Below are 20784 nucleotides of genomic sequence, written 5' to 3' on the forward strand. Positions count from 1 at the left end.
TATGCGGTCGTCTTCACTGCAGGCCGGAAAGGCCAAGGGCGGGGTCGATTCCATCGAGTGCAACGGCCAGAGCCTTGGCCTTGTCGGCGATCTGCTTGCGCTGATCGGCGGTAATGCTGTCGTAGGTGGCATAGCCCTTGTCGACCTTGAAACCCTGGAGTTCGGCATCGAAGGCGGCGAGGGCGCTGTCGACCTTGGGCAACAGGTCGGCGGCAGATTTACTCAGCAGCGGTCGCATCAACTCGACGACCTTGTGGGCGGCCTCCAGGTTGGCGGCGAAGCCATTCAGGTCGACGTGGCTGTAGCGCTCCTCTTCACCGCTGATAGCACGTACATCGGCCAGGCTGTTGAGGTTGCGTACCACGATGCTCACCAGTTGCTCCGGCGGCAGCGACTGGGCGAGCAGTTGTTGCTTGAGGGTGGTGACGTCGGTTACCAGGCGCTGTGCAATCGGCGCCAGGCCGTCGAGGCTGCGTTGCTGGAACAGGCTGTACTCCACGCGGTGGAAGCCACTGAAGGCCGGGTCCTGTTCGCGTTTTTCAAAGTAGTCGGCGCGGGCGTTGATCGCATTGTCCAGTTCCGCCAGGCGTTGAGACGCCGGGGCCAGTCGCTGGTAGGCCTCACGGGCGGGAACATAAAGCGCTTGAGCCTGGGCGAGGTCGCCGCTGTCGATGGCTTGCTGCAAGGCGGTCACCGCCTTGATCAGCGCGCTGCCCTGGCTGCTCAAGTACACGCGGAACTCCGACAGCGGGCCAATAAACGCCACCATCGACGGCTTGGCCTTGGCCTGTGCGTCGGACTCGGCGGTGGGCGTCACGTGCAAGGTGCCACGTGGATTGCTCAGCAGGCCGCAGGTGATTGCATAGTCGCCGGGCAACAGGTTGGCGTTGATCACCTGGCTGAGGCCGGGGGCAATGTTTTCCCGTTCTTCGACCACCAGCACGCCGTCGAGGATTTCCCATTCCACCGCACGGTCGGAGCGGTTGATGATGCGGAAGCTGGCGCGGCCGGCCGGTACCGTCAGTTCATTCGGCTCACAGGCGTGGCCATGAATGGTCACGGCAATTTCATTGTGGTTGGTCTGGCGCTTGCTGGCCGCCAACTGCGAGGCGTAATAGAACAAGCCACCGGCGGCGATCATCACGACCACCGAGCCCGCCACGGCCCAGCGCAGGGCGCGGGGTGGCGAAGCCGGTTGAGGAGTTGGGTTGGACAAGGGACGGTCCTTACTGGCTGGAAACGGAAGAGGGCGCGGCGGCAGGCTTGGACGGCGCGGCGGGCAGGAAGAACATCACCAGGGCCACCACCAGGTAAATCAGGTAGGCGCCGAGGGTGCTGATGGTGGGGGCTTCCTGATAGCCGAACATGCCGGCAAGTACCGAGCCCAGCGGGCTGTCCATTGGCAGCGCGGCGCTGAAGTCGAACAGCACGGTCTGCAGGTGATTCCACACGCCGGCTTCGTGCAGCGCTTGCACTGAATTGGCGAGGATGCCGGCGGCCACCACCAGGATAAACAGGCCGGTCCAGCGGAAAAACGCACCGAGGTTCAGGCGCATGCTGCCGGTGTAGATCAGGAAACCCACGATGATCGCCAGGATCAGGCCGAGCAGGGCGCCAATCGGTGCGCCTGGGCCTTCGCTCTGCTGGAACACCGCCAGCAGGAAGAACACGGTTTCCAGGCCTTCACGGGCCACGGCGAAAAACACCATGAGAATCAGGGCGGTGACTTGATGCTTGGAGCCGGCCAGCGCGTGATCAAGGGATTCGTGCAGCGAGTGCTTGATGGAGCGCGCCACTTTGCGCATCCAGAACACCATGGAACTGAGGATGCCCACGGCGACCAGGCCGACGATGCCTTCGAACAGCTCCTGCTGCTTTTGCGGGAATTCGGCGCTGACCAGCTCCAGGCCGCCACCGACCAGCAGGGCCAGCGCAGCGGCGAGAAACACGCCGATCCACACGGCGGGCATCCACTGGCCCCGGCCGGTCTGCTGCAGGTAACTGGCGATAATGCCAACAATCAATGCGGCTTCAATGCCTTCGCGCAGCATGATGAGAAAAGGAACGAGCATTCGGCACCGCGTCACAACTAGATAGGAGGCTAAGTTGTAACATAATGATACTCATTACTAAACAGGCAATCTTGACATTTGCTGAACCGTGGCTGAACAGCTGTTGAGCGCGTGTCAGCCACGCCTGCCGAACAACCGCTGTGCGACACCCAGGCCCTGCAGCGTCGCCACGTAGCCGATAAAGGCGTAAAGGCCAAGGATGATCCAGATCAACGCACCCAACAGCCAGCACGGCAAAATCTCGCGGATGAACAAGGGCGAGGGTCGGCGAAAGCTCAGCCAGCGCGACAGCGGCGAGAGTCCGTCGTCGATTTCACCGTAGCCATCGGTGGCGGGACGCCAGATCGCCAGGATCAACAACGCTGGAATGGCAATCAGGAAGGCCCAGGTTGGCGCCATTCCGAGGGTTTCCATCAGGGTATGGTCGGTCACCTGTTGGTCGTGGATCGTCCAGCCGGCGGCCATGCCCAGTAAAGCTACGAACATCGGCCACGGTCGGGTGGCACGTTCCCAGTCGCGCCAGAAATACGGATCGCCGCCGGGCATCAGGGCGCAGAGTGACGGGTACTGGCTGAGGATGGTTTCGCTGAGCGTACGGCAGGCGTTCCAGTCGGACTCGCCAAAGCGCCGGGCGAAACGTTGCCGTTGCGCCAGTGGCATGTCGCCAAACAGCAATTTGGCTGCGCGACACTCCGCATCGCGCGAGTCCAGGCTGGCCTGCGCGAGTGTATGCGCCTTGAAACGCTCCAGCGCATTGCGCGCCTGGAGCTGCGACCATTCAGGCTCGGGGCAGGGGTTTTCCAAGTCCTTATCGGACCAGGCTTGCTGGGCGCACAAGGTGTCGAACAGGTCCTCGGACCAGCATCGGCTCGCCAGTAGGGCACGGGCCAGCAGGTCGTTGATCCGCGCGTGGCGAGGCAGCGGCTTGAGCCATTCAGTGTGGTTCAGTTCGCTCAATGCGGCCTTGAAGGCTTCGACCTGTTGTTGATCGAGCAGCCCGACCAACCGCTGTTCGACGTGCGCAAACATCTGTTCCAGCAGCGCATCAAGGCGGTATGCGGGCAAGCGTGCGGGGGCTTCGCGTAACCAGGGGGTCAGCCAATGCAGGTGGGTGACGGCCCACTCGCTGATGGCGGGGGCTGTCGACGTCAGGCAGCGCTGCAACAGCAGGGCCTCAAAGGCGTCGGCGCACTCACTGTCCTTGGCTTGCTGATAGAGGTGACGCAGATTACTGGGAGTGGCCTGGGCCACCAAGGCTCGGGCCTGTTCGACACGCGTGTCCGGTTCGGCCGGGGCAGGTTGCACGCTGTCGACGGGCACCGGCTTTGGTGTTTCAGCGGGCGCCTCGAGATGACTCCACGCCAGGGCATGCTCATAAGCCTCGCGCAAGCGCTGGAAGCCGCTGGGGTCCTCATCCGGACGATGCTGCTTGAGCAAGACGGCGTACTGACGCTTGATTGTGCGGGTGTCAGCGTCATGCGGTAGCCCAAGTACTTCCCAACAACTCATCGTTGCAACTTCCTGTCAGTAAAAATCCCGGCGCAGAATACCCGAGACCGGTTGCGCGGCGCCTACTCTTTTGTCGCGTGACTGCCTAAGATGGCGGCATTTCACGCCACCCAGGGCACGGACCGCGCCAATGTCGGAAAAAGACACCATCTCCCTCCACCTCGTGCGCGAAGCCTTGTTGCAAAGCTGCGCCCCTGGGGCGGCCACTGCCGAAGTGCTGCTTAAAGCCGGGATCGAACCGCAACGGTTGGCCGAGCCCGGCGCGCGGGTCTCGGCCACGACCTATGCACGCCTGTGGCGCCTGCTGGCACGGCGCCTGGATGATGAGTTTTTCGGCATGGACCCACGCAAGCTCAAGTCCGGCAGCTTGGCGTTCCTCTGCCATGCGGCGATGGCGCAGCCGACCTTGGCCACTGGCCTGGAAACCGGCCTGGGGTTTCTGTCGTTGATGCTCGAACGCCTGCCCGCCGAACTGGTGCGTCAACAAAGTCTGGCGGAGATTGTGTTGCTCGAACCCGAGTCTGAACCTAACCGTGCCTTCACTTACTTTACCTACTGGATGATCGTGCACGGCGTCGCCTGTTGGCTGGCGGGACGGCGAATTCCGATCCTGGCGATTGAACTGCGTTGTGCGAAACCGGATTTCTGCGACGACTACCAAGTCATGTTCTCCGACAACCTGCGTTTCGATCGGCCGCGTACCCGCATGATCTTCTCCGCCGACTGCCTGGACCTGCCGATCAAGCGAACCGCTGAAGAACTCAAACGCTTCCTGGCCCACGCGCCCGCCAACATCCTAGTCAAATACCGCGACCCCGACAGCCTCGCCACCCGCATCAAGCACGACCTGCGCCAACTGCCCCCGGACACCTGGCCGGAAACCGAAGGCCTCGCCGCCAGCCTGTGCATCTCTGCCTCCACCCTGCGCCGCCGTCTGGCGGAAGAAGGGCAGACGTATCAGGGGCTCAAGGACAGTGTGCGCAAAGAGCTGGCGATTGTGTGGCTGGCAGAGCCGCAGATCAGTTTTGCCGAGATTGCGGAGCGGTTGGGGTTTGCTGATACGAGCTCGTTTTATAAGGCGTTTCGTAAGTGGAGTGGGTCGAATCCTGGGCATTATCGGAGTTTGATATTGAATGATGCTACATAAAGCATTAGCGCGCAGATAAGGCTCTACTCCCTTCATGCGGTCGCGGTTCAGAAAAAACATCACAAGGTCGAACACGGCAAATTTGATGTCCAATTCGACCAAGACCGCCAAGCTGCGGATGGATTTCCAAAATCCATATTCAGGCTTCTTGTCTTGTTAAATCGTTTTTTTTGCCACCTAAGAGCAATGTTGTGCTAACACCAAACAAGCCAACAAAACAGGTGGCTGCAACTATGATCAAAGTCACCGAGAAGCCATACCTATCTAATAGTCCTCCGAAAACAGTGTAGGAGATACCGATGATGACTGAGTTAACTAGATTTGCAACTGAGAGACAAGACGCTCGGATACGTGACTCAATATTATCGTGAATATAGGTTTCATATGCGGTTTCATATATGGCAGGGAGCGACATTATTAGAAGAAAGGTTGCAATTGAAGTGATTACTCCGATATTTAAAGATAAAACAAAAAGAAGAAAGGTGACGGCGCAGGTCGTAGTGAGAGCAATTGTGCCGAGAGAGAGCCTGGAACAAACGTAACCAGCAACCATGAACATTAATGCTGATATAGCTTCAACCGTAGCATAAATACCAGCGATCATAGGCACGTCTAAACCCTGCAGGGAGAAAAATGGCTGGCCGTAGATGAACAAAGGAATTGTTGAAAGCTCAAATAAAGAATATCCAATAAATAAAGGTATAAGGAAGGCACCTTTTTTAGAGCGGAAAAAATTAATGAGTAGAGTAAAAATCCCCTCTGTTTTTTTATGGTTTATACCTGATTGTTTGATCGGGTTAAGTGACGTGTGCGGGAGTTTTATTTCTGGGATGAGTGTTACAGCAAAAGCTCCGATAAGCTTGGATAGCGCAAAAAATATATATACGCTATTCCAGTCAAAAGTATCTTGCAATACGCCACCAAGAAGCATAGATAAACCTAACGAAATCGCGCCAATGGCACGCGCCCGCGATATTATTTTAGGGTAGTCTTCCGCTCGACGATCAGCTAGTAAGTTGTCATACAATAGTGCTCTGTCTGACCCGGAGCCCATAGCGATACTGGCGCCGAATAAGCAAAATATAATTGCGAAAGGAGTGAAAGCGGAAAATAATAAAAACCCAATGCCGCTTATAAATAATCCTAAAAAGCTAATGATAAGAGAAAATTTGCGGCCGTATCGATCGGCGAGTAAACCAGACGGGATCTCTAACGCTACTGAAGAAAAGAATAGAAAAGATTGAAGAATACCTATCTCTCCTTGTGTGATACCAAGCTGCAGCAGGTAAAGCACAAATAAACTCCTTTGAACATCAAGATTCATGAGTATTGATAAGGAGTGGTATAAGTTATCGTTCTTGTTTTTTAGTATGTTTGAAATCCCCATTTTATTGTTTGAATACCTGTTTTTTTGTAAGCTCGAAAGACTTGAAGTTTAAGTTTAAAGATGCGTTCTCGACTCCTAAACTAATCAGCGCACCTTGATTAAAGACCATGTTGTCAGTCTTAAGCAAATGTGCACTTTGTAATTCTATGTGTCGGTGCGTCTCCAATAGGAGAAGTGGTTCCATCGATAGAAAATACTTCACTCTCTCCGCAAGGCGCAGTGCGGTATTAGGAAATTACTTACTTGGGACTTCTGGTTTGTCTTACGGAAGTAACCTTCCATATTTTAGGACGTTCCAAACAAAAAAAACCCCGTGACCAAATGGATCACGGGGCTAAAAATTGGCTGGATGCGACCAACCAAAGGAGCTCTTTACATCACTTGGCGGTAGCGACCACCGTATCCGGCTTCCACCCACCCCCCAGCGCCTTGTAGATCGCCACAATCCCGCGATACAGGTCCACTTCGGCCTGGGCCTGGGAGTCCTCGGCTGCCAAACGCTCACGTTGCGCGTCGAGCAATACCAGGAAGTCCACTGTGCCTTCGCGGTAGCGGATCGCGGCCAGGTCGGCGGCAGCGCGGCTGGATTCGCTTTGGCGGATCAGCGAGACCAGGCGTTGTTGACGCTTGCCGTAGTCGCTGAAGGCGTTCTCGGATTCTTCCAGCGCCAGCAACACTTGCTGCTCGTAGCTTGCCAGGGCGCCATCGGCCTCGGCATCGGCGCCGCGCAAGCGGGCGCGCACGCTGCCCAGGTCAAACGCGGCCCAGGTGATGCTCGGTCCCAGGGCCCAGGCATTCGCGGCGGATGAGCCGATCTGCGAGCCGCGCCCGGCGGTAAAGCCGAGGAAGCCGCTGAGGCTGACGCGTGGGAACAGGTCGGCCTTGGCCACGCCGATACGCGCGGTGGCGGCAGCCAGTTTGCGTTCGGCGCTGAGAATGTCCGGGCGACGTTGCAGCAGTTGCCCCGGGTCGCCGATCGGTAGCGCCTTAGCAATCGCCGGCAGGTCTTTTGGGCCCAGGTCTACGGTGAGCTTGTCGGGTCGCTGGCCGAGGAGGGTGGCGATGCGGTTACGCTCGCGCACTTGTTCGGCCTGCAGTTGCGGCACGCTGGCTTCAACCGCCGCGAGGCGTGCGTCGGCACGCTCCACGTCGAGTTGGTCGCCCACACCGGCATCGCGCAGGCTGACGGTGATGGTGCGCGATTCCTGCTGGTTCTTCAGGTTGTCCAGGGCAATGCGTTCACGCAGTTGCGCGCCACGCAGTTGACCGTAGGCGTCCACCAGTTCGGCGATCAGGGTGACTTGCAGCTGGTACAAGTCAGCCTCGGCGGCCTGCTGGTCGGCGTCGGTGGCTTCCAGGTTGCGCTGGATGCGGCCGAACAGGTCGAGTTCCCAGGCCATGTCCAGCCCGAGGTCGTAACGCTCGGTCTTCACGCGGCGAGTGGTCTGGCCCGGAATCTGGCCTTTGCCCTGATCACTGCTGGCCCGGCTGGTGATGGTCGGCATGGCGTCATTGCTGGCGTCATCGCGGATCGCCCGTGCGGCCCGCAGGCGGGCAAAGGCGACGCGCAGATCACGGTTGCCTTGCAGCGACTGCGTGACCAACTGGTTGAGCGTCGGGTCCTCGAACTGCTGCCACCAGATGCCTTCGAACTTGGCGTGATCGTACTGCTTGGCATCGGCAGCGGCCGTGATATTGGCCGCCTCCGGGGTCTGGGTTTTGTAGTCCGGGCCTACGGCACAGGCGCTCAGCGCCAGTACCAGCAAGCTCGGCAGAAAGACTTTCACACTCATTGCTGTGTCTCCAGCTTCAAGGCCTTGGCCGCTTTGCGCGCTTCGCTGCGCTCCACATAGCGACGGATCAGTACGTAGAACACTGGCGTCAGCAACAGACCGAAGAAGGTCACACCGATCATCCCGGAGAACACCGCCACGCCCATGGCATGACGCATCTCGGCACCGGCACCGCTGGACAACACCAGTGGCACCACACCCATGATGAAGGCGAACGAGGTCATCAGGATCGGCCGCAGACGCAAACGGCAGGCTTCCAGCACCGCGGCGAGCGGGTCGAGGCCTTCTGCCTGTTTATCCTTGGCGAACTCGACGATCAGAATCGCGTTCTTACACGCCAGGCCCACCAGTACGATCAAGCCGATCTGGGTAAAGATGTTGTTGTCGCCGCCCGAGATGATCACCCCGGTAATCGCCGACAGCAGCGTCATCGGTACGATCAGGATCACCGCCAACGGCAGGCTCCAGCTTTCGTATTGGGCCGCCAGTACCAGGAACGCCAGCAGTACGCAGAGTGGGAACACGAACAGTGCGGTGTTGCCCGAGAGGATTTGCTGATAGGTCAGGTCGGTCCACTCGTAGGTCATGCCGTTGGGCAGTTCCTCTTTCAACAGTTTTTCAATCGCCGCCTGGGCCTGGCCGGAGCTGTAGCCCGGTGCCGCGTTGCCGTTGATTTCAGCGGTGATAAAGCCGTTGTAGTGCATCACGCGGTCCGGGCCCGAGGTGTCGCTGACCTTGATAAAGGTCGCCAGCGGGATCATCTCGCCTTTGTTGTTGCGCACTTTCAGTTGGCCGATCTGGTCTTCATCCAGGCGGAACTGTTGCTCAGCCTGCACGTTGACTTGGTAGGTCCGACCGAAGCGGTTGAAGTCGTTGGCATACAACGAACCCAGGTAGATCTGCAGGGTGTCGAAGACGTCGCTGATCGCCACGCCGTGGGTCTTGGCCTTTTCACGGTCGATGGCGGCATCGACCTGGGGCACGTTGACCGTGTAGCTGGTGAACAGGCCGAACAGCTCCGGCGTGGTGCGGCTCTTGGTGATGATGTTCTGCACTTCTTTGTACAGCTCGTCATAACCCAGGTTGCCACGGTCTTCGATCTGCAGGCGGAAGCCGCCGATCGTCCCCAGGCCCTGAACCGGCGGCGGTGGGAAGATCGCCATGTAGGCTTCCTGGATGTCGCTGTATTTGCCGTTCAACGCGTCGGCAATCGCACCGGCGGACATGCTCGGGTCTTTACGCTCGTCGAACGGCTTCAAGGTCACGAACACGATGCCGCTGTTCGGGCTGTTGGTGAAACCGTTGATCGACAGGCCTGGGAAGGCCACGGCGGCTTCCACGCCCGGCTGTTTCAGTGCGATGTCGGACATACGCTTGATCACGTCTTCGGTGCGGTCCAGGCTGGCGGCGTCCGGTAACTGGGCGAAGGCCACCAGGTATTGCTTGTCCTGGGCCGGCACGAAACCGGTCGGGGTATGTGCGAAACCAAACCAGGTCAGCACCATCAACCCGGCGTACAGGAACAGCGCGATACCACTGCCGCGAATCACACGGCGTACGGTGCCGACATAGCCGTGGCTGGCTTTGTCAAAGAAGCGGTTGAAGGGTTTGAACAACCATCCGCCGAAGAGCTTGTCGAGAACCTTGGAGAAGCGATCCTTTGGCGCGTCATGGCTGCGCAGCAACACGGCGGCCAGGGCCGGGGACAAGGTCAGCGAGTTGAAGGCCGAAATCACCGTCGAGATCGCAATGGTCAAGGCGAACTGCTTATAGAACTGCCCGGTCAAGCCGCTGATAAAGGCCGCCGGAATGAACACCGCACACAGCACCAACGCAGTTGCCACAATCGGACCGGTCACTTCGCTCATGGCTTTTTCAGTCGCCGCAAACGGTTCCAGGCCCAGCTCGATGTTGCGCTCGACGTTCTCCACCACCACGATGGCATCGTCCACCACGATACCGATGGCCAATACCAGTCCGAACAATGACAACGCGTTGAGCGAGAAGCCAAACAGGTGCATCACCGCAAACGTACCGATCAAGGATACCGGCACCGCTACCAACGGAATGATCGAGGCGCGCCAGGTCTGCAGGAACAGGATCACTACCAAGACAACGAGAATCAGCGCCTCGAACAGGGTGTGCACCACCGCTTCGATGGAACCACGCACAAAGATGGTCGGGTCATAGACGATGCTGTAGTCCATCCCTTGCGGGAAGCTCTTTTTCAGCTCATCCATCTTGCCGCGGACTTCGTTGGAAATCTCGATGGCGTTGGAGCCTGGGCGCTGGAAGATCGGGATCGCCACGGCCGGCTGGTTGTTGAGCAACGAACGCAGGGCGTATTGGCTGGAACCCAGCTCGATCCGCGCGATGTCTTTGAGGCGGGTGATTTCACCGTTAGCGCCTGAACGAATCACGATGTTCTCGAACTCTTCCTCGGTCACCAAGCGACCTTGGGTGTTCACGGATAACTGGAACGCGGTGGCAGTCGGCGCAGGTTGTGCACCCAGCGCACCCGCGGCCACTTGACGGTTCTGCTCACGGATCGCGGTCACCACATCGGAGGCAGTGAGGTTGCGCGAAGCGGTCTTGTTCGGGTCCAGCCAGACACGCAGGGAGTAGTCGCCCATGCCGAACAGCTGCACATCACCCACACCGCCCAGCCGCGCCAGCTCATCCTTGACGTTGAGCAAGGCGTAGTTGGACAGGTACAGCATGTCGTAGCGCTGATCCGGGGAGGTCAAGTGCACCACCATGGTCAGGTCGGGGGAGGCCTTGTCCACGGTGATACCGATGCGCGTCACTTCTTCAGGCAATTTCGGCTGAGTCCGTGTCACGCGGTTTTGCACTTGCACCTGCGCGTTGTCCAGGTCGGTGCCCAGGGCGAAGGTGATGGTCAGCGTCAGCTTGCCGTCGGCGGTCGACTGCGAGGACATGTACAGCATGTTCTCGACGCCGGTGATCGCCTGCTCCAGCGGCGCGGCCACGGTTTCACCGATGACCTTGGGGTTGGCGCCCGGGAAGTTGGCGCGTACCACCACCGTCGGCGGCACCACTTCCGGGTATTCGCTGATCGGCAATTGGAACAGCGAGATCGCACCGGCGATCAGGATCAACAGCGAGAGCACCGCTGCGAAGATCGGCCGCGAAATGAAGAACTTGGAAAAATTCATCTTGAGTCGTATCCCTTAACCGCGTGGAGTCGCAGCGCTGGCCAGTTTGGGCGCGGTTTTTTCCGGCGCCACTTGTTCCAGGTTGCTGGCTTCAAGCGCTTGTCGTTGTTGGGCCAAGGCGGCGAGGGTTTCCTTGCTGGCCATCGGAATGGTTTCCGGGGCGACCGGCGAGCCAGGGCGCACGCGCTGCAGGCCCTTGACGATAATGGTGTCGTCTTTGTTCAAGCCGCTGCGCACGATGCGCAAACCTTCGATCTTCGGCCCCAGCTCCACCGAGCGATAAGCCGGCTTGTCGCCTTCCATCACCAGCACGAACTTCTTGCCCAGGTCGGTGCCGACCGCTTCGTCGTTGATCAACACGGCGGAGTAGGTGCCGCTGCCGACCAGCTTCAAGCGGGCGTAAAGGCCAGGGGTGTATTCGCCTTTGCTGTTATCGAACACGGCGCGACCGCGGATGGTGCCGGTGGCCGGGTTGACCTGGTTGTCGACGAAGTTCATCTGGCCCAGGTGCGGGTTGCCGGTTTCGTTGGACAGGCCCAGGTACACCGGGGTGGTCGCACCACGACGGCCTTGGCGGGCCAGTTCGGTGTACTTGAGGAAGACGCGCTCATCGGCGTCGAAATAGGCGTAGACCTTGTCGGTGGAGACCACGCTGGTCAGCGCCGTGACATCGGCGGTCACCAGGTTGCCGGCGGTGATTTCGGCACGGCTGACGCGGCCGCTGATCGGCGACGTCACGCGGGTAAAGCTCAGGTTCAGCTTGGCCAGGTCCAATTGCGCCTGGATCCCGGCGACGGCGGCGCGGGCTTCCTGGGCGGAGGTGGTGCGCGAGTCGGCCAGTTCGGCGGAGATCGCATTGCTCTGGCGCAGGCGTTCGCCACGTTGCGCTTCGTTGTCGCTACGGGTGGCAGCGGCGCGGGTTTGTTGCAACTGGGCTTCAAGGCGACGCACTTCGGCCTGGAACGGGCGTGGGTCGATCTGGAACAGCAGGTCGCCTTTCTTGACCAAAGCGCCTTCAGTGAAAGCGACTTGGTCAATCTGGCCAGAGACCCGTGGACGAATCTGTACGGTTTCGGGCGCTTCCAGGCGACCGGTGAATTCATCCCACTCGTTGACCGGTTGTTCCAGCACCTTGGCCACGCTGACTTTGGCCGCTGGCATGGCGGCCGCTTGGTCCGGGGTCTTGCCGCACGCGCTCATCACCACCACGGCCAAAATCGCCAGGGGGAAGCGCAAATGTTTGAGTGACTGTTCCATGAGGTGTATCCGCCAATGTATTTGAGATGGGCGGATCATGCGCGGCGAGGGGGTATGTCACGAATCGAATGAAGCAAAGGTAACTATCATTCGGAATGATATAAGCGAGGTGTTAGCCCTCTAGCATGGGGGTTTCGTTAGGGGGCTATCAATAGGAATGATGACAAAAGACTGTTGCGGTGTGCGCAACAGGTCCCGTCAGCCTGAACGCTTAATCGTAATGGGTGAGGGGTTCAGCGCGAACGTAGGTGCCAAACACATGGTCCCACAGCGGCGACGACACCCCGAAGTTCTTCTCCACACCTTGGCGATGGTGCAGGTCATGATTGGCCACCAGCGTCGGCATAAAACGGTAAGCCCAATGCGCGGGGCGGTGCATCACGTAGTGCACCGAGATGTAATAAAAGTAACCCGCTACCACGCCGATAAAGGCCGAGCTCAGGCCGCTGTACCAGGCAACCAGCAACAGCGCGGCAAAGGTTGAGCTGGTTTTCCAGCTCGACACACCGATGTAGGCGAGTACGTCGATATGGTGGGTCCAATGTTCGCGGCGATACAGTGAATGGAACAGAAAACGGTGTGCCGAGTATTCCACCAGGCTCCAGGCCAGCAGGCCGGCGATGGCCAGTGCGGGATCGAAGGGCGCCAAGTAAATAGCGAGGATAACGAAGAGAGGAGCGGTGAAAAAATCGAGGTAATACGCGAGCGATGACATCAGCCATTTATTTGAAGCGGCCATGTGCGGAATATCCCTGTAGTGCGCAATGGAGGGGGGGTGGGGATTCTCAGGTGCGGCGCCGCCGCAGGCAACCGCGCCATGAGGGTTGTGTCACAGATTCAGAAGATTGCGAACGGTTGTCGCTGCGAGAACCAGGCCAACGCCTGAGCCTTGAACGCGTCGGCGGGCGGCGTCAACGGGTAGCGCCGGTCGTAGGCCAGCACGATGCGTTGCGTGGGCAACTGCTGTTTGATGGGTCGACACACCAAAGGCTGGCCATCGTAGCTGTGATCGCCGAAAGGGCGGGTGTAGGTGAGTGCCACGCCAAAGCCGTTGGCAACCAGGCTGCGCTGGAATTCAAAGCTGTGGGTGGGTTGGACGCTTCCCGGTGTCAGGCCAAAGCTGTTGAACAAATCCAGAATGTGCTGCCAGCTGTGGATCTGATCCATCACCACCAGGTTGCATGCACTGAGTGCGGCCATATCAACGCGTGTTTCCTGCGCCAAGGGGTGATCTGCCGCCAGCAAGGCGTGGGCAGTCAATTGGCACAGTTCGACGCGCTCCGTGTTGACCGGCAAGCCCAGGTCGTAGGTCAATGCAAGCTCCAGCGTGCCTTCACCGAGGCGTTTTCCCAAATATTCAAACCCGCCTTCACGCATATCCACGCTGATGCGGGGCGACACCTGCTGCAAGCGCCTGAGAATCTGGGGCAGGCAGTAGGGGGCAATATCGGCATAGCAACCCAGTACAAGGTCTCCGGCAAAATCGTCGGGTTCGCTGCCTATATCTGCAAACGTTCGCGCTTCAGCGAGTACGCGTTTTGCCTGCGCCATCACCGTTCGACCAAACGGCGTCAACGACACACCCAGACCGCGTTGGCGCACAAATAGCGGTTGGCCGTAAAGGCCTTCAAGCTCAGTGATCGCGGTGGATATCGACGGTTGGGAAACGTGCAGTTCCTCGGCAGCCAGGGTGAGGTTGCCGTGCTTGGCCGCAGCCAGTGCGTAGCGCAATTGACGCAAGGTGAAGTTCATTGGTTTTTCTTGGGTGATAAATCAAGAGTTGTTATTTTATCTTATTTGAGCGGCATGGAATATTGGGCCTGCACACCCTTCATCTTGTTATTGGGAGTTTCAGGCCATGACCCACCGTTCATACACCGTCGACCCAAAAGACATCGACGCCTTCCAGCGTGATGGCGCGGTGTGCCTGAGAGGCGTCTTCAGCGACTGGATCGCACACATTGCGGCAGGCATCGAGCGCAACCTCGCTGAGCCTGGCGGGTACGCCAGCCGCTACGTCGAGCAAGGTGACGACTCGTCCGGCGGTTTTTTCGATGACTACTGCAACTGGCAGCGTATTCCTGAGTTTCGCGCAATCATCGAACAGTCGCCGGCAGCGTCCATCGCCGCGCAGGTAATGCAGTCGCGCACCGCGCAGTTCTTCCATGACCATGTCCTGGTCAAAGAGCCCGGTGCGCAAAAAGCCACACCCTGGCATCAGGACATTCCGTATTACTTTCTTGAGGGCAGCCAGTCCGTGAGTTTCTGGATTCCGGTGGACCCGGTACGTGAGTCAACCCTGCGGCTGTTGCCCGGCTCCCATCGTTGGGAGCAAGGGATAAGGCCGGTGCGCTGGGCCGATCAAAGCGACTTTTACCAAGGGGCCGACGACTATCGAGATGCACCGGATCCGGATGCGGAGGAGGGTATGCCGGTACTGGAATGGGAAATGCAACCCGGTGATGCGGTGCTGTTTGATTTTCGAACGGTGCATGGCGCCAGGGGCAATGGTTCCGCACAGCGTCGCCGGGTACTGTCGCTGCGCTGGGTAGGTGATGACGTTCGCTACCTCGAACGCCCTGGTCGCACCTCTCCACCGTACCCGGGGCACGCCATGCAAACAGGCCAGCGGCTGCGTGAAGATTGGTTTCCTACACTACATAAAGCTGGCTGACACATAACTTTTCAGAGCGTATTTCGCTGCCATCTGCCCCTCCCTGATCTGACCCTTTCACTGCATAGGTGCACCGATGATGAAGCTGAATAGAAACGTGATGGCTGGCCTGCTCTCGCTTGGGCTGTTTGCGGGCAGCGCAGCGACCCAGGCTGCCGGTTGGTGCGATTCGGGCAAACCGGTGAAGTTCGCCGGATTGAATTGGGAGAGCGCCATGTTGCTGACTGACGTGCTGCAAACCCTGCTCAAGGAGGGCTATGGCTGTACGGTCGATACCTTGCCTGGGAACTCCATCACCATGGAGAGCGCGTTGAGCAGTAATGACATTCAGGTGCTGTCCGAAGAGTGGGTGGGGCGCAGCGAGGTCTGGAACAAGGCCGCCGCCAGCGGCAAGGTCGTGGGGGTGGGCGCACCCATCCTTGGCGCGACCGAAGGGTGGTACGTGCCCCGCTACGTGGTGGAAGGGGATGCCAAGCGCGCGCTGAAAGCCAAGGCGCCAGCGCTCAAGACGATTGCCGATCTGGCGCAGTACGCCGAGCTGTTCAAGGACCCGGAAGAGCCCGGCAAAGGCCGTTTCTACAATTGTCCGGCGGGATGGACGTGCGAGCTGGAGAACAGCGAAATGCTCAAAAGCTATGGCCTGGAATCGCGCTATACCAACTTTCGACCGGGTACCGGCCCGGCTTTGGATGCGGCGGTGCTGTCGAGTTACAAGCGGGGTGAGCCGATCCTGTTCTATTACTGGACGCCTACGCCGTTGATGGGGCAAGTCGACCTGATCAAGCTGGAGGAGAAACCGGGGGTGGATAAGAAGATCAGCATTCAGGTGGGTTTATCCAAAGCTTTCCATGAGCAAGCACCTGAACTGGTCGCGGTGCTGGAAAAGGTCAATTTGCCGATTGACCTGCTCAACCAGAACTTGGCACGGATGACCAGGGAGCACATCGACTCTCCCAAGCTGGCAAAGCTGTTCCTCCAGCAACACCCGGAAATCTGGCACGGCTGGGTGAGTGAGGCGGCAGCCAAAAAGATCGACGCTACGCTGTAGCCGGTCGGATTAACAACGTCGTATCGCCGGTGAACCCGGCCCTGCCTCAAGAGTGCTGGGCGCGGTCATAGTGCCGCGTCGTTGCAACAACTCGATCTGGTCCGCCGGCACCCGCGTGCGCAAGGTTTTGTACAGCACGCGGGTTTCCAGCAGGTTCCATACCCGCAGCATGGTTTCCAACGCATCCAAGGGTTTGCTGATGAAGTCCCTGGCACCGAGTGCCAGGGCGCGCAGGCGGGTGTCGCGGGTGGCGTCGGCGGTCAGCACCAGGATCGGCAGGTATTCACCGTTGGGAATGCGTCGGTTGAGTTGCTCCAGCACCGCAAAACCGTCGAGCTCGGGCATGTGCAGGTCAAGAATGACCAGGTCCGGTTCGAAGCTGTTGAACAGCTCCAGGGTGCGCAATGGCTCGGTGCTGCTCAGTACGTTGGTCAGCCCTTCACGTGCCAGCAATTGTTCCACCAGCTCAAGGTTCGGGCGTTGGTCGTCGATGATCAGGATGCGCAGGTCAAGGTTCACGCGGGCTCCGGAAAGTACTGGTCGAGGTGGGCTAAAAAGGCCGGCACGTTGATCGGCTTGTGCAGAATGGCCGTCGCGCCGGCTGCGTGCAAGGCTTGGCGGGTGAGGTCGCTGGCATCGGCGGTTAGCATCAGCACCGGTGTGTCCTGGGTGATCGCGGAGCGGCGCAACCGCTGCAGCACGGCCAAGCCGTCGATGTCCGGCAGTGACACGTCCAGCAGAATCAACCGGGGCGCATGCTGCGCGGCCAGGTCCAGGCCGAGTTGGCCTTGCATGCTGGACAGCAGTTTTATCCCCGGCCTGCGGTGCAGCAACGTCTCGATCAGCGCGAGGCTGGAGAGGTTGTCTTCGATATACAGCACCTTGCCTTGGGTGGCGGGGGCGACGGGGGCAGGGCGTATCGACACCGTGTCGGCGACGGCGGCGGGCAGGCCATTGGATGCCTGCACACTCACGAACGGCAACTCCAGCGTGAAGCGTGAACCGATGCCCTGTTGGGTGTGCACGCTCAGTTGGCCATCCATCTTTTCCAGCAGGCTTTTACTCAGCGCCAGGCCCAGGCCGCTGCCTTCCACATTCGGGTCGGCGCCCAGGCGCTCGAACGGTTTGAACAACTGCCCGAGCTTGTCCGCCGGGATGCCTTTGCCGGTATCGCACACCGCCACGCCGATGCGCGGCCCTTCGACCTTGACCTCAATGCTCACCTGGCCCTGAGGCTGGTTGTATTTGATCGCATTGGACAGCAAGTTCAGCAGCACCTGGGTCAAGCGTTGAGGGTCGGCCGCAATGCCGATATCCGCCGCCAGCGCAGGCAGCGGCTGCAACTGGATACCGGCGTCGGCAGCCATGGGAGACACCAGCGCCAGGGCTTCTTGCAGTGCGCCCGCCAACCGGATCGGCTCGATGTTCAACGGCAGACGTCCGGCCTCGATCTTGGCAATGTCCAACACTTCGTTGATCAGCGTCAGCAGGTGTTGGCCGGCCCGCAGGATATGCCCGACGTGCGCTTTTTGCCCTGCGGCCGAGTCCATGTCGAGCAGTTGCGCAAAGCCCAGGATCGAGTTGAGCGGGGTGCGCAGCTCGTGGCTCATGCGCGACAAAAACTCGCTCTTGGCCCGGCTGGCGCGCTCGGCCTCCTCACGGGCGTTACCCAGCGCCATCTCCGCCGCGCGGCGGTCGGTGATGTCGCGGGTGATCTTCGAAAAACCGCGCAAAGCCCCGGTCGCGTCGAACTGTGCCGTGATCACCACGCTGGCCCAAAAACGCGTGCCGTCCTGGCGCAGGCGCCAGCCTTCTTCCATGTAATGCCCGTGGCGGGTGGCCTCATCCAGGGCCATGGCCGGGTGTTGCGGGCATTCCTGTGGCAGGTAGAACACCGAGAAATGCTGGCCGATGATTTCCTGCTCGGTGTAGCCCTTGATCCGCTCGGCCCCGGCGTTCCAGCTGGTGACGTGGCCCGCCGTGTCGAGGGCGAAAATCCCGTAGTCCTTCACCCCGTCGATGATCAGCCGTAAACGTTCTTCGTTCTCGCGCAGCGCGCGTTCGCGTTCCGCCAGCAGCAAGCCGGCCTCCACCAGCCGCGTGCCCAACTGGCCAATCTCGTCATGCTCCGGCGGTTGTGGCAACAGCGGTTGGCCGAGGGCCAGGCGTTGTGCGTTGCCTTGCACATTCTGCACACGCGCCACAATGCCCTTGGACAAGAACAGCACCGCGACAATAGCCCCAAACAACCCGCAGATCGCCGCCAGCCACGTGGACAGTAATAACCGCTGGCGCGTCTCGGCCGCAGCGGCGGTGCGCTCGGCCAGCAACGAGTCCTCCAGCATGAGCATGTTGGCGATGTGTTGGCGCAGGGCGTCGAGGATGTGTTTGTTGCTGACCAGGATCTCGGTCATCGTGGCGGTGCTGGTCGTCGGGTCGCTGAGCATGTCTTCCAGCCCCTCGACTTTGCTGTTGATCAGCGGCCTGATGGCGACGAGTTGTTCGCGCACGCGCTGATCGCGCACATTGCCGTCGAGCCGCTGCAGGGCCGCTGCAATCTGTGGCTTGGCGTTCAGGTAGCCTGGCAGGAAGTCCTCGCGACGCGTCAGCAGGTAGCCACGCACGCTGGCAGCCGCCTCGGCCAACAGCGTGTGTACGGCGCGGATATCGCTTTGCACGCGCAATACCCGACGCACGTCTTCTTCGGCGCGTGCGGTCTGCCGCTCGGTGGTGTAGATCAGCACCAGCGACAGCAGCAGCACCACCAGCGGCAGGGAAATCACCACCAGCGCCTTGCCCCGCAGGGGCAGGTCGGCCCACCGTCTTTTCATGACTGTGTCACCAGGCCCAGTGCGATGCCGCGCACAGCCGCCTGGGTTCGATCGGCGGCACCGAGCTTGCCGATGACCCGTTCAACATGGGCCTTGGCGGTGCCGGTGGTAATCCCCAGGTGCTCACCGATTTGCCGGTTGCTCATGCCGTTCGCCACCAGCCCGAGCACCTGGCGCTCCCGTGGGGTCAGGTGCTCGGTGGGTACGCTGCCGGCGGCGTTGCGTTCGGTCATGCGTCGCAACAACCGCGCGCTCACCGCCGTGTTGAGCGCTTCTTCACCGGCGGCGACTCGTTGCAACGCCTCGATCACCTCGTCGCGGCTGGCGTCTTTGAGCAGGTACCCCACGGCCCCGGCGTTCATCGCGGCTTCCAGATGGTCGGGGCTGTCGTCCATGGTGAAAATTACCACCTTGATGGCCGGCAGGCGCTGTTGCAGCAGGCGCGCCGCGCCCAGTCCATTGAGCACCGGCATCCGAATGTCGAGGATGACGATATCCGGCAGCAGTTGTTCACACAGCTCCACCGCTTGCTGTCCATCGCGGGCCTGGCCGACGACTTCGAACTGCGGATGACCCGCCAGCAGTGCGACAAAACCGGTGCGTGTAACTTCATGGTCGTCCGCCAGCACCAGGCGCAAGAGTCGGCTCATTGCGGCATTCCATTCAGAGGGGCAGGCACGCGAGCGTGCAGTTGAGTGCCGCCACCGGGGGCGCTGGTGCAGATGAACTGCCCGCCCAGCAGGCTGGCGCGCTCGTGCATGGTGGCGAGGCCCAGGTGCTGCGCATCCTGGGCCTCGAGCGGTTGGCCGGGGTCAAAGCCTTTGCCGTTGTCGTCTATGCGCAGCGAAACCTGGCCGTCGTGCAGTGCCAGGGCCAGTTGCACATGGCCAGCCTGCGCATGCTTGAGCACGTTATTGATGGCTTCCTGGCCGATCCTGAACAGGGCGATTTCCACCTGGCTGGGCAAGCGCTCCGCGTAGCCGGTGGACCATTGCACGCTGACGCCGGCTTCGCGCAGGCGGTCAGCCTCTTTGTCGAGCGCCTTGAATAATCCGAAATCGTCCAGCACAGTCGGGCGCAGGCCGGCGATCAGTTGCCGGCCTTCACCCACCGAATGCTGGGCCAGGGTCAGAATCGCCTGCAGGTCCGCGTTCAAGGTGCCTGGCAGCGTCGGGCAGCGCCCGGCAAACCCTTGCAGGCGTTGATGCAACCCCGCGAGGGTTTGCGCCAGGCCGTCGTGCAAGTCGTAGGCCACGCGTTTGCGCTCGTCTTCCTGGGCGTGCAGCAGCCGGTTGACCAGATCGGACAGCGTCCTGTCCCGCGCCTTGAGGGTGGTCAGCAGCCGATCGTTCTGCAGGTGCGCGGCCAGCAGCGTGGCGAGCAATTGCAGTGATTCACTGTCTTCGTGGTCGGGCGCGCGCAGGCTGACGCTATTGCCCAGCACCAGCACGCCCAAGGCATCGCCGTCGCCACCGCGCAACGGCACCTGCAACACACTGGGCAGGGCACTGCCCGGCAGCTCCAGCCAGCAGGGATTGCGCAGGCGCCGGTCAGCGACGGCGGCAAGGCTGCTGAGGCGATCCTGGCTGCCGTGACGCGCGGTAACCGTGATGCCGCCCTCGGCATCCCACTCCTGAATCAACCCATGGTCCATCGCCAGGAACGCGCATGCCCGCGACAGCACGCGCTCACGCATGGCCTCCGGCGCCAGTTGGGGTAGCGCCTGCCCGGTATCGACCAGCAACCGCAACCGCGCGGTACGACTTTCGGATTGTCGATAATGCGCGCGGATAGCCAAGGCACTCCCGGGATCGTGTGGTGTGTTTTGCATGCTTGGGCTCCGCTGTCGACACAGGCTCGCAGGCGCGAGGGAGGCTATTAAACCTTGGC

The 20784-nt window shown here is 60.3% G+C and carries 16 protein-coding genes; 3 read left to right on the forward strand and 13 right to left on the reverse strand.

The genetic code is table 11. From position 1 onward, the window contains the following. Nucleotides 1-13: 13 nt before the first annotated feature. The 3 genes from efeO to AC3ZU9_RS00250 all read right to left on the reverse strand — a co-directional run bounded on the left by efeO (nucleotide 14) and on the right by AC3ZU9_RS00250 (nucleotide 3581). Nucleotides 14-1216, reverse strand: coding sequence for an iron uptake system protein EfeO (efeO, locus tag AC3ZU9_RS00240; RefSeq protein WP_093544622.1), 1203 nt, complete (start codon nucleotides 1214-1216; stop codon nucleotides 14-16). Nucleotides 1217-1226: 10 nt separating this feature from the next. Further along, nucleotides 1227-2072, reverse strand: coding sequence for an iron uptake transporter permease EfeU (efeU, locus tag AC3ZU9_RS00245; protein WP_012724102.1), 846 nt, complete (start codon nucleotides 2070-2072; stop codon nucleotides 1227-1229). Nucleotides 2073-2186: 114 nt separating this feature from the next. Further along, complete coding sequence (locus tag AC3ZU9_RS00250; RefSeq protein WP_490090104.1) at nucleotides 2187-3581, reverse strand: J domain-containing protein; 1395 nt, start codon at nucleotides 3579-3581, stop codon at nucleotides 2187-2189. Nucleotides 3582-3711: 130 nt separating this feature from the next. Here AC3ZU9_RS00250 and AC3ZU9_RS00255 point away from each other — a divergent pair, with 130 nt between their 5' ends. Beyond that, on the forward strand, nucleotides 3712-4728 hold the full coding sequence (locus AC3ZU9_RS00255; RefSeq protein ID WP_102060444.1) for an AraC family transcriptional regulator: 1017 nt from the start codon (nucleotides 3712-3714) through the stop codon (nucleotides 4726-4728). Between the two features lie 139 nt (nucleotides 4729-4867). On the opposite strand, the gene AC3ZU9_RS00260 is transcribed toward AC3ZU9_RS00255, so the two are convergent. The 6 genes from AC3ZU9_RS00260 to AC3ZU9_RS00285 form a co-directional block, all read right to left on the reverse strand. Then, nucleotides 4868-6022 carry an MFS transporter gene (locus AC3ZU9_RS00260; protein WP_490090105.1) on the reverse strand — a complete coding sequence of 385 codons (1155 nt, stop codon included), beginning with the start codon at nucleotides 6020-6022 and terminating at the stop codon, nucleotides 4868-4870. Nucleotides 6023-6492: 470 nt separating this feature from the next. Further along, nucleotides 6493-7908: an efflux transporter outer membrane subunit gene (locus AC3ZU9_RS00265; protein WP_093544612.1), complete on the reverse strand. Its 1416-nt coding sequence runs from the start codon at nucleotides 7906-7908 to the stop codon at nucleotides 6493-6495. Next, on the reverse strand, nucleotides 7905-11084 hold the full coding sequence (locus tag AC3ZU9_RS00270) for an efflux RND transporter permease subunit (RefSeq protein WP_490090106.1): 3180 nt from the start codon (nucleotides 11082-11084) through the stop codon (nucleotides 7905-7907). Before AC3ZU9_RS00270 ends, AC3ZU9_RS00265 begins: the two co-directional genes overlap by 4 nt. A 15-nt stretch (nucleotides 11085-11099) precedes the next feature. After that, complete coding sequence (mexE, locus tag AC3ZU9_RS00275; RefSeq protein WP_012724112.1) at nucleotides 11100-12341, reverse strand: multidrug efflux RND transporter periplasmic adaptor subunit MexE; 1242 nt, start codon at nucleotides 12339-12341, stop codon at nucleotides 11100-11102. A gap of 211 nt (nucleotides 12342-12552) precedes the next feature. Then, complete coding sequence (locus AC3ZU9_RS00280; RefSeq protein WP_490090107.1) at nucleotides 12553-13080, reverse strand: sterol desaturase family protein; 528 nt, start codon at nucleotides 13078-13080, stop codon at nucleotides 12553-12555. Nucleotides 13081-13178: 98 nt separating this feature from the next. After that, complete coding sequence (locus tag AC3ZU9_RS00285) at nucleotides 13179-14093, reverse strand: LysR family transcriptional regulator (RefSeq protein WP_012724114.1); 915 nt, start codon at nucleotides 14091-14093, stop codon at nucleotides 13179-13181. Nucleotides 14094-14199: 106 nt separating this feature from the next. Here AC3ZU9_RS00285 and AC3ZU9_RS00290 point away from each other — a divergent pair, with 106 nt between their 5' ends. Both AC3ZU9_RS00290 and AC3ZU9_RS00295 read left to right on the forward strand, forming a co-directional pair. Next, a complete protein-coding gene (locus AC3ZU9_RS00290; RefSeq protein WP_012724115.1) occupies nucleotides 14200-15015 on the forward strand; it encodes a phytanoyl-CoA dioxygenase family protein in 816 nt (271 codons plus the stop codon). Between the two features lie 79 nt (nucleotides 15016-15094). Then, nucleotides 15095-16063 (forward strand): ABC transporter substrate-binding protein, encoded by a 969-nt coding sequence (locus tag AC3ZU9_RS00295; RefSeq protein WP_122811524.1) that lies wholly within the window; start codon nucleotides 15095-15097, stop codon nucleotides 16061-16063. 9 nt (nucleotides 16064-16072) lie between these two features. Here AC3ZU9_RS00295 and AC3ZU9_RS00300 read toward each other — a convergent pair whose 3' ends face one another. From AC3ZU9_RS00300 to AC3ZU9_RS00315, 4 genes are read right to left on the reverse strand one after another with little or no spacing between them, the layout of a single operon-like run. Next, on the reverse strand, nucleotides 16073-16582 hold the full coding sequence (locus AC3ZU9_RS00300) for a response regulator (RefSeq protein ID WP_490090108.1): 510 nt from the start codon (nucleotides 16580-16582) through the stop codon (nucleotides 16073-16075). Next, nucleotides 16579-18894 carry an ATP-binding protein gene (locus AC3ZU9_RS00305; protein ID WP_102060449.1) on the reverse strand — a complete coding sequence of 772 codons (2316 nt, stop codon included), beginning with the start codon at nucleotides 18892-18894 and terminating at the stop codon, nucleotides 16579-16581. Before AC3ZU9_RS00305 ends, AC3ZU9_RS00300 begins: the two co-directional genes overlap by 4 nt. Then, entirely contained in the window at nucleotides 18891-19544 is a 654-nt protein-coding gene (locus tag AC3ZU9_RS00310; RefSeq protein WP_046034215.1) for a response regulator, read from the reverse strand. Before AC3ZU9_RS00310 ends, AC3ZU9_RS00305 begins: the two co-directional genes overlap by 4 nt. Beyond that, nucleotides 19541-20725, reverse strand: coding sequence for a sensor histidine kinase (locus AC3ZU9_RS00315; protein ID WP_490090109.1), 1185 nt, complete (start codon nucleotides 20723-20725; stop codon nucleotides 19541-19543). The genes AC3ZU9_RS00310 and AC3ZU9_RS00315 overlap by 4 nt, the downstream gene beginning before the upstream one ends. Nucleotides 20726-20784: the final 59 nt, after the last annotated feature.

It is taken from the genome of Pseudomonas sp. A39 (assembly GCF_058145955.1).

Coding starts and splice junctions, on each gene's coding strand:
- efeU (WP_012724102.1), bottom strand. CDS start 2,072: ATGCTCGTTCCTTTTCTCATCATGCTGCGCGAAGGCATTGAAGCCGCA.
- AC3ZU9_RS00250 (WP_490090104.1), bottom strand. CDS start 3,581: ATGAGTTGTTGGGAAGTACTTGGGCTACCGCATGACGCTGACACCCGC.
- AC3ZU9_RS00255 (WP_102060444.1), top strand. CDS start 3,712: ATGTCGGAAAAAGACACCATCTCCCTCCACCTCGTGCGCGAAGCCTTG.
- AC3ZU9_RS00265 (WP_093544612.1), bottom strand. CDS start 7,908: ATGAGTGTGAAAGTCTTTCTGCCGAGCTTGCTGGTACTGGCGCTGAGC.
- AC3ZU9_RS00270 (WP_490090106.1), bottom strand. CDS start 11,084: ATGAATTTTTCCAAGTTCTTCATTTCGCGGCCGATCTTCGCAGCGGTG.
- mexE (WP_012724112.1), bottom strand. CDS start 12,341: ATGGAACAGTCACTCAAACATTTGCGCTTCCCCCTGGCGATTTTGGCC.
- AC3ZU9_RS00280 (WP_490090107.1), bottom strand. CDS start 13,080: ATGGCCGCTTCAAATAAATGGCTGATGTCATCGCTCGCGTATTACCTC.
- AC3ZU9_RS00285 (WP_012724114.1), bottom strand. CDS start 14,093: ATGAACTTCACCTTGCGTCAATTGCGCTACGCACTGGCTGCGGCCAAG.
- AC3ZU9_RS00290 (WP_012724115.1), top strand. CDS start 14,200: ATGACCCACCGTTCATACACCGTCGACCCAAAAGACATCGACGCCTTC.
- AC3ZU9_RS00295 (WP_122811524.1), top strand. CDS start 15,095: ATGAAGCTGAATAGAAACGTGATGGCTGGCCTGCTCTCGCTTGGGCTG.
- AC3ZU9_RS00305 (WP_102060449.1), bottom strand. CDS start 18,894: ATGAAAAGACGGTGGGCCGACCTGCCCCTGCGGGGCAAGGCGCTGGTG.
- AC3ZU9_RS00310 (WP_046034215.1), bottom strand. CDS start 19,544: ATGAGCCGACTCTTGCGCCTGGTGCTGGCGGACGACCATGAAGTTACA.
- AC3ZU9_RS00315 (WP_490090109.1), bottom strand. CDS start 20,725: ATGCAAAACACACCACACGATCCCGGGAGTGCCTTGGCTATCCGCGCG.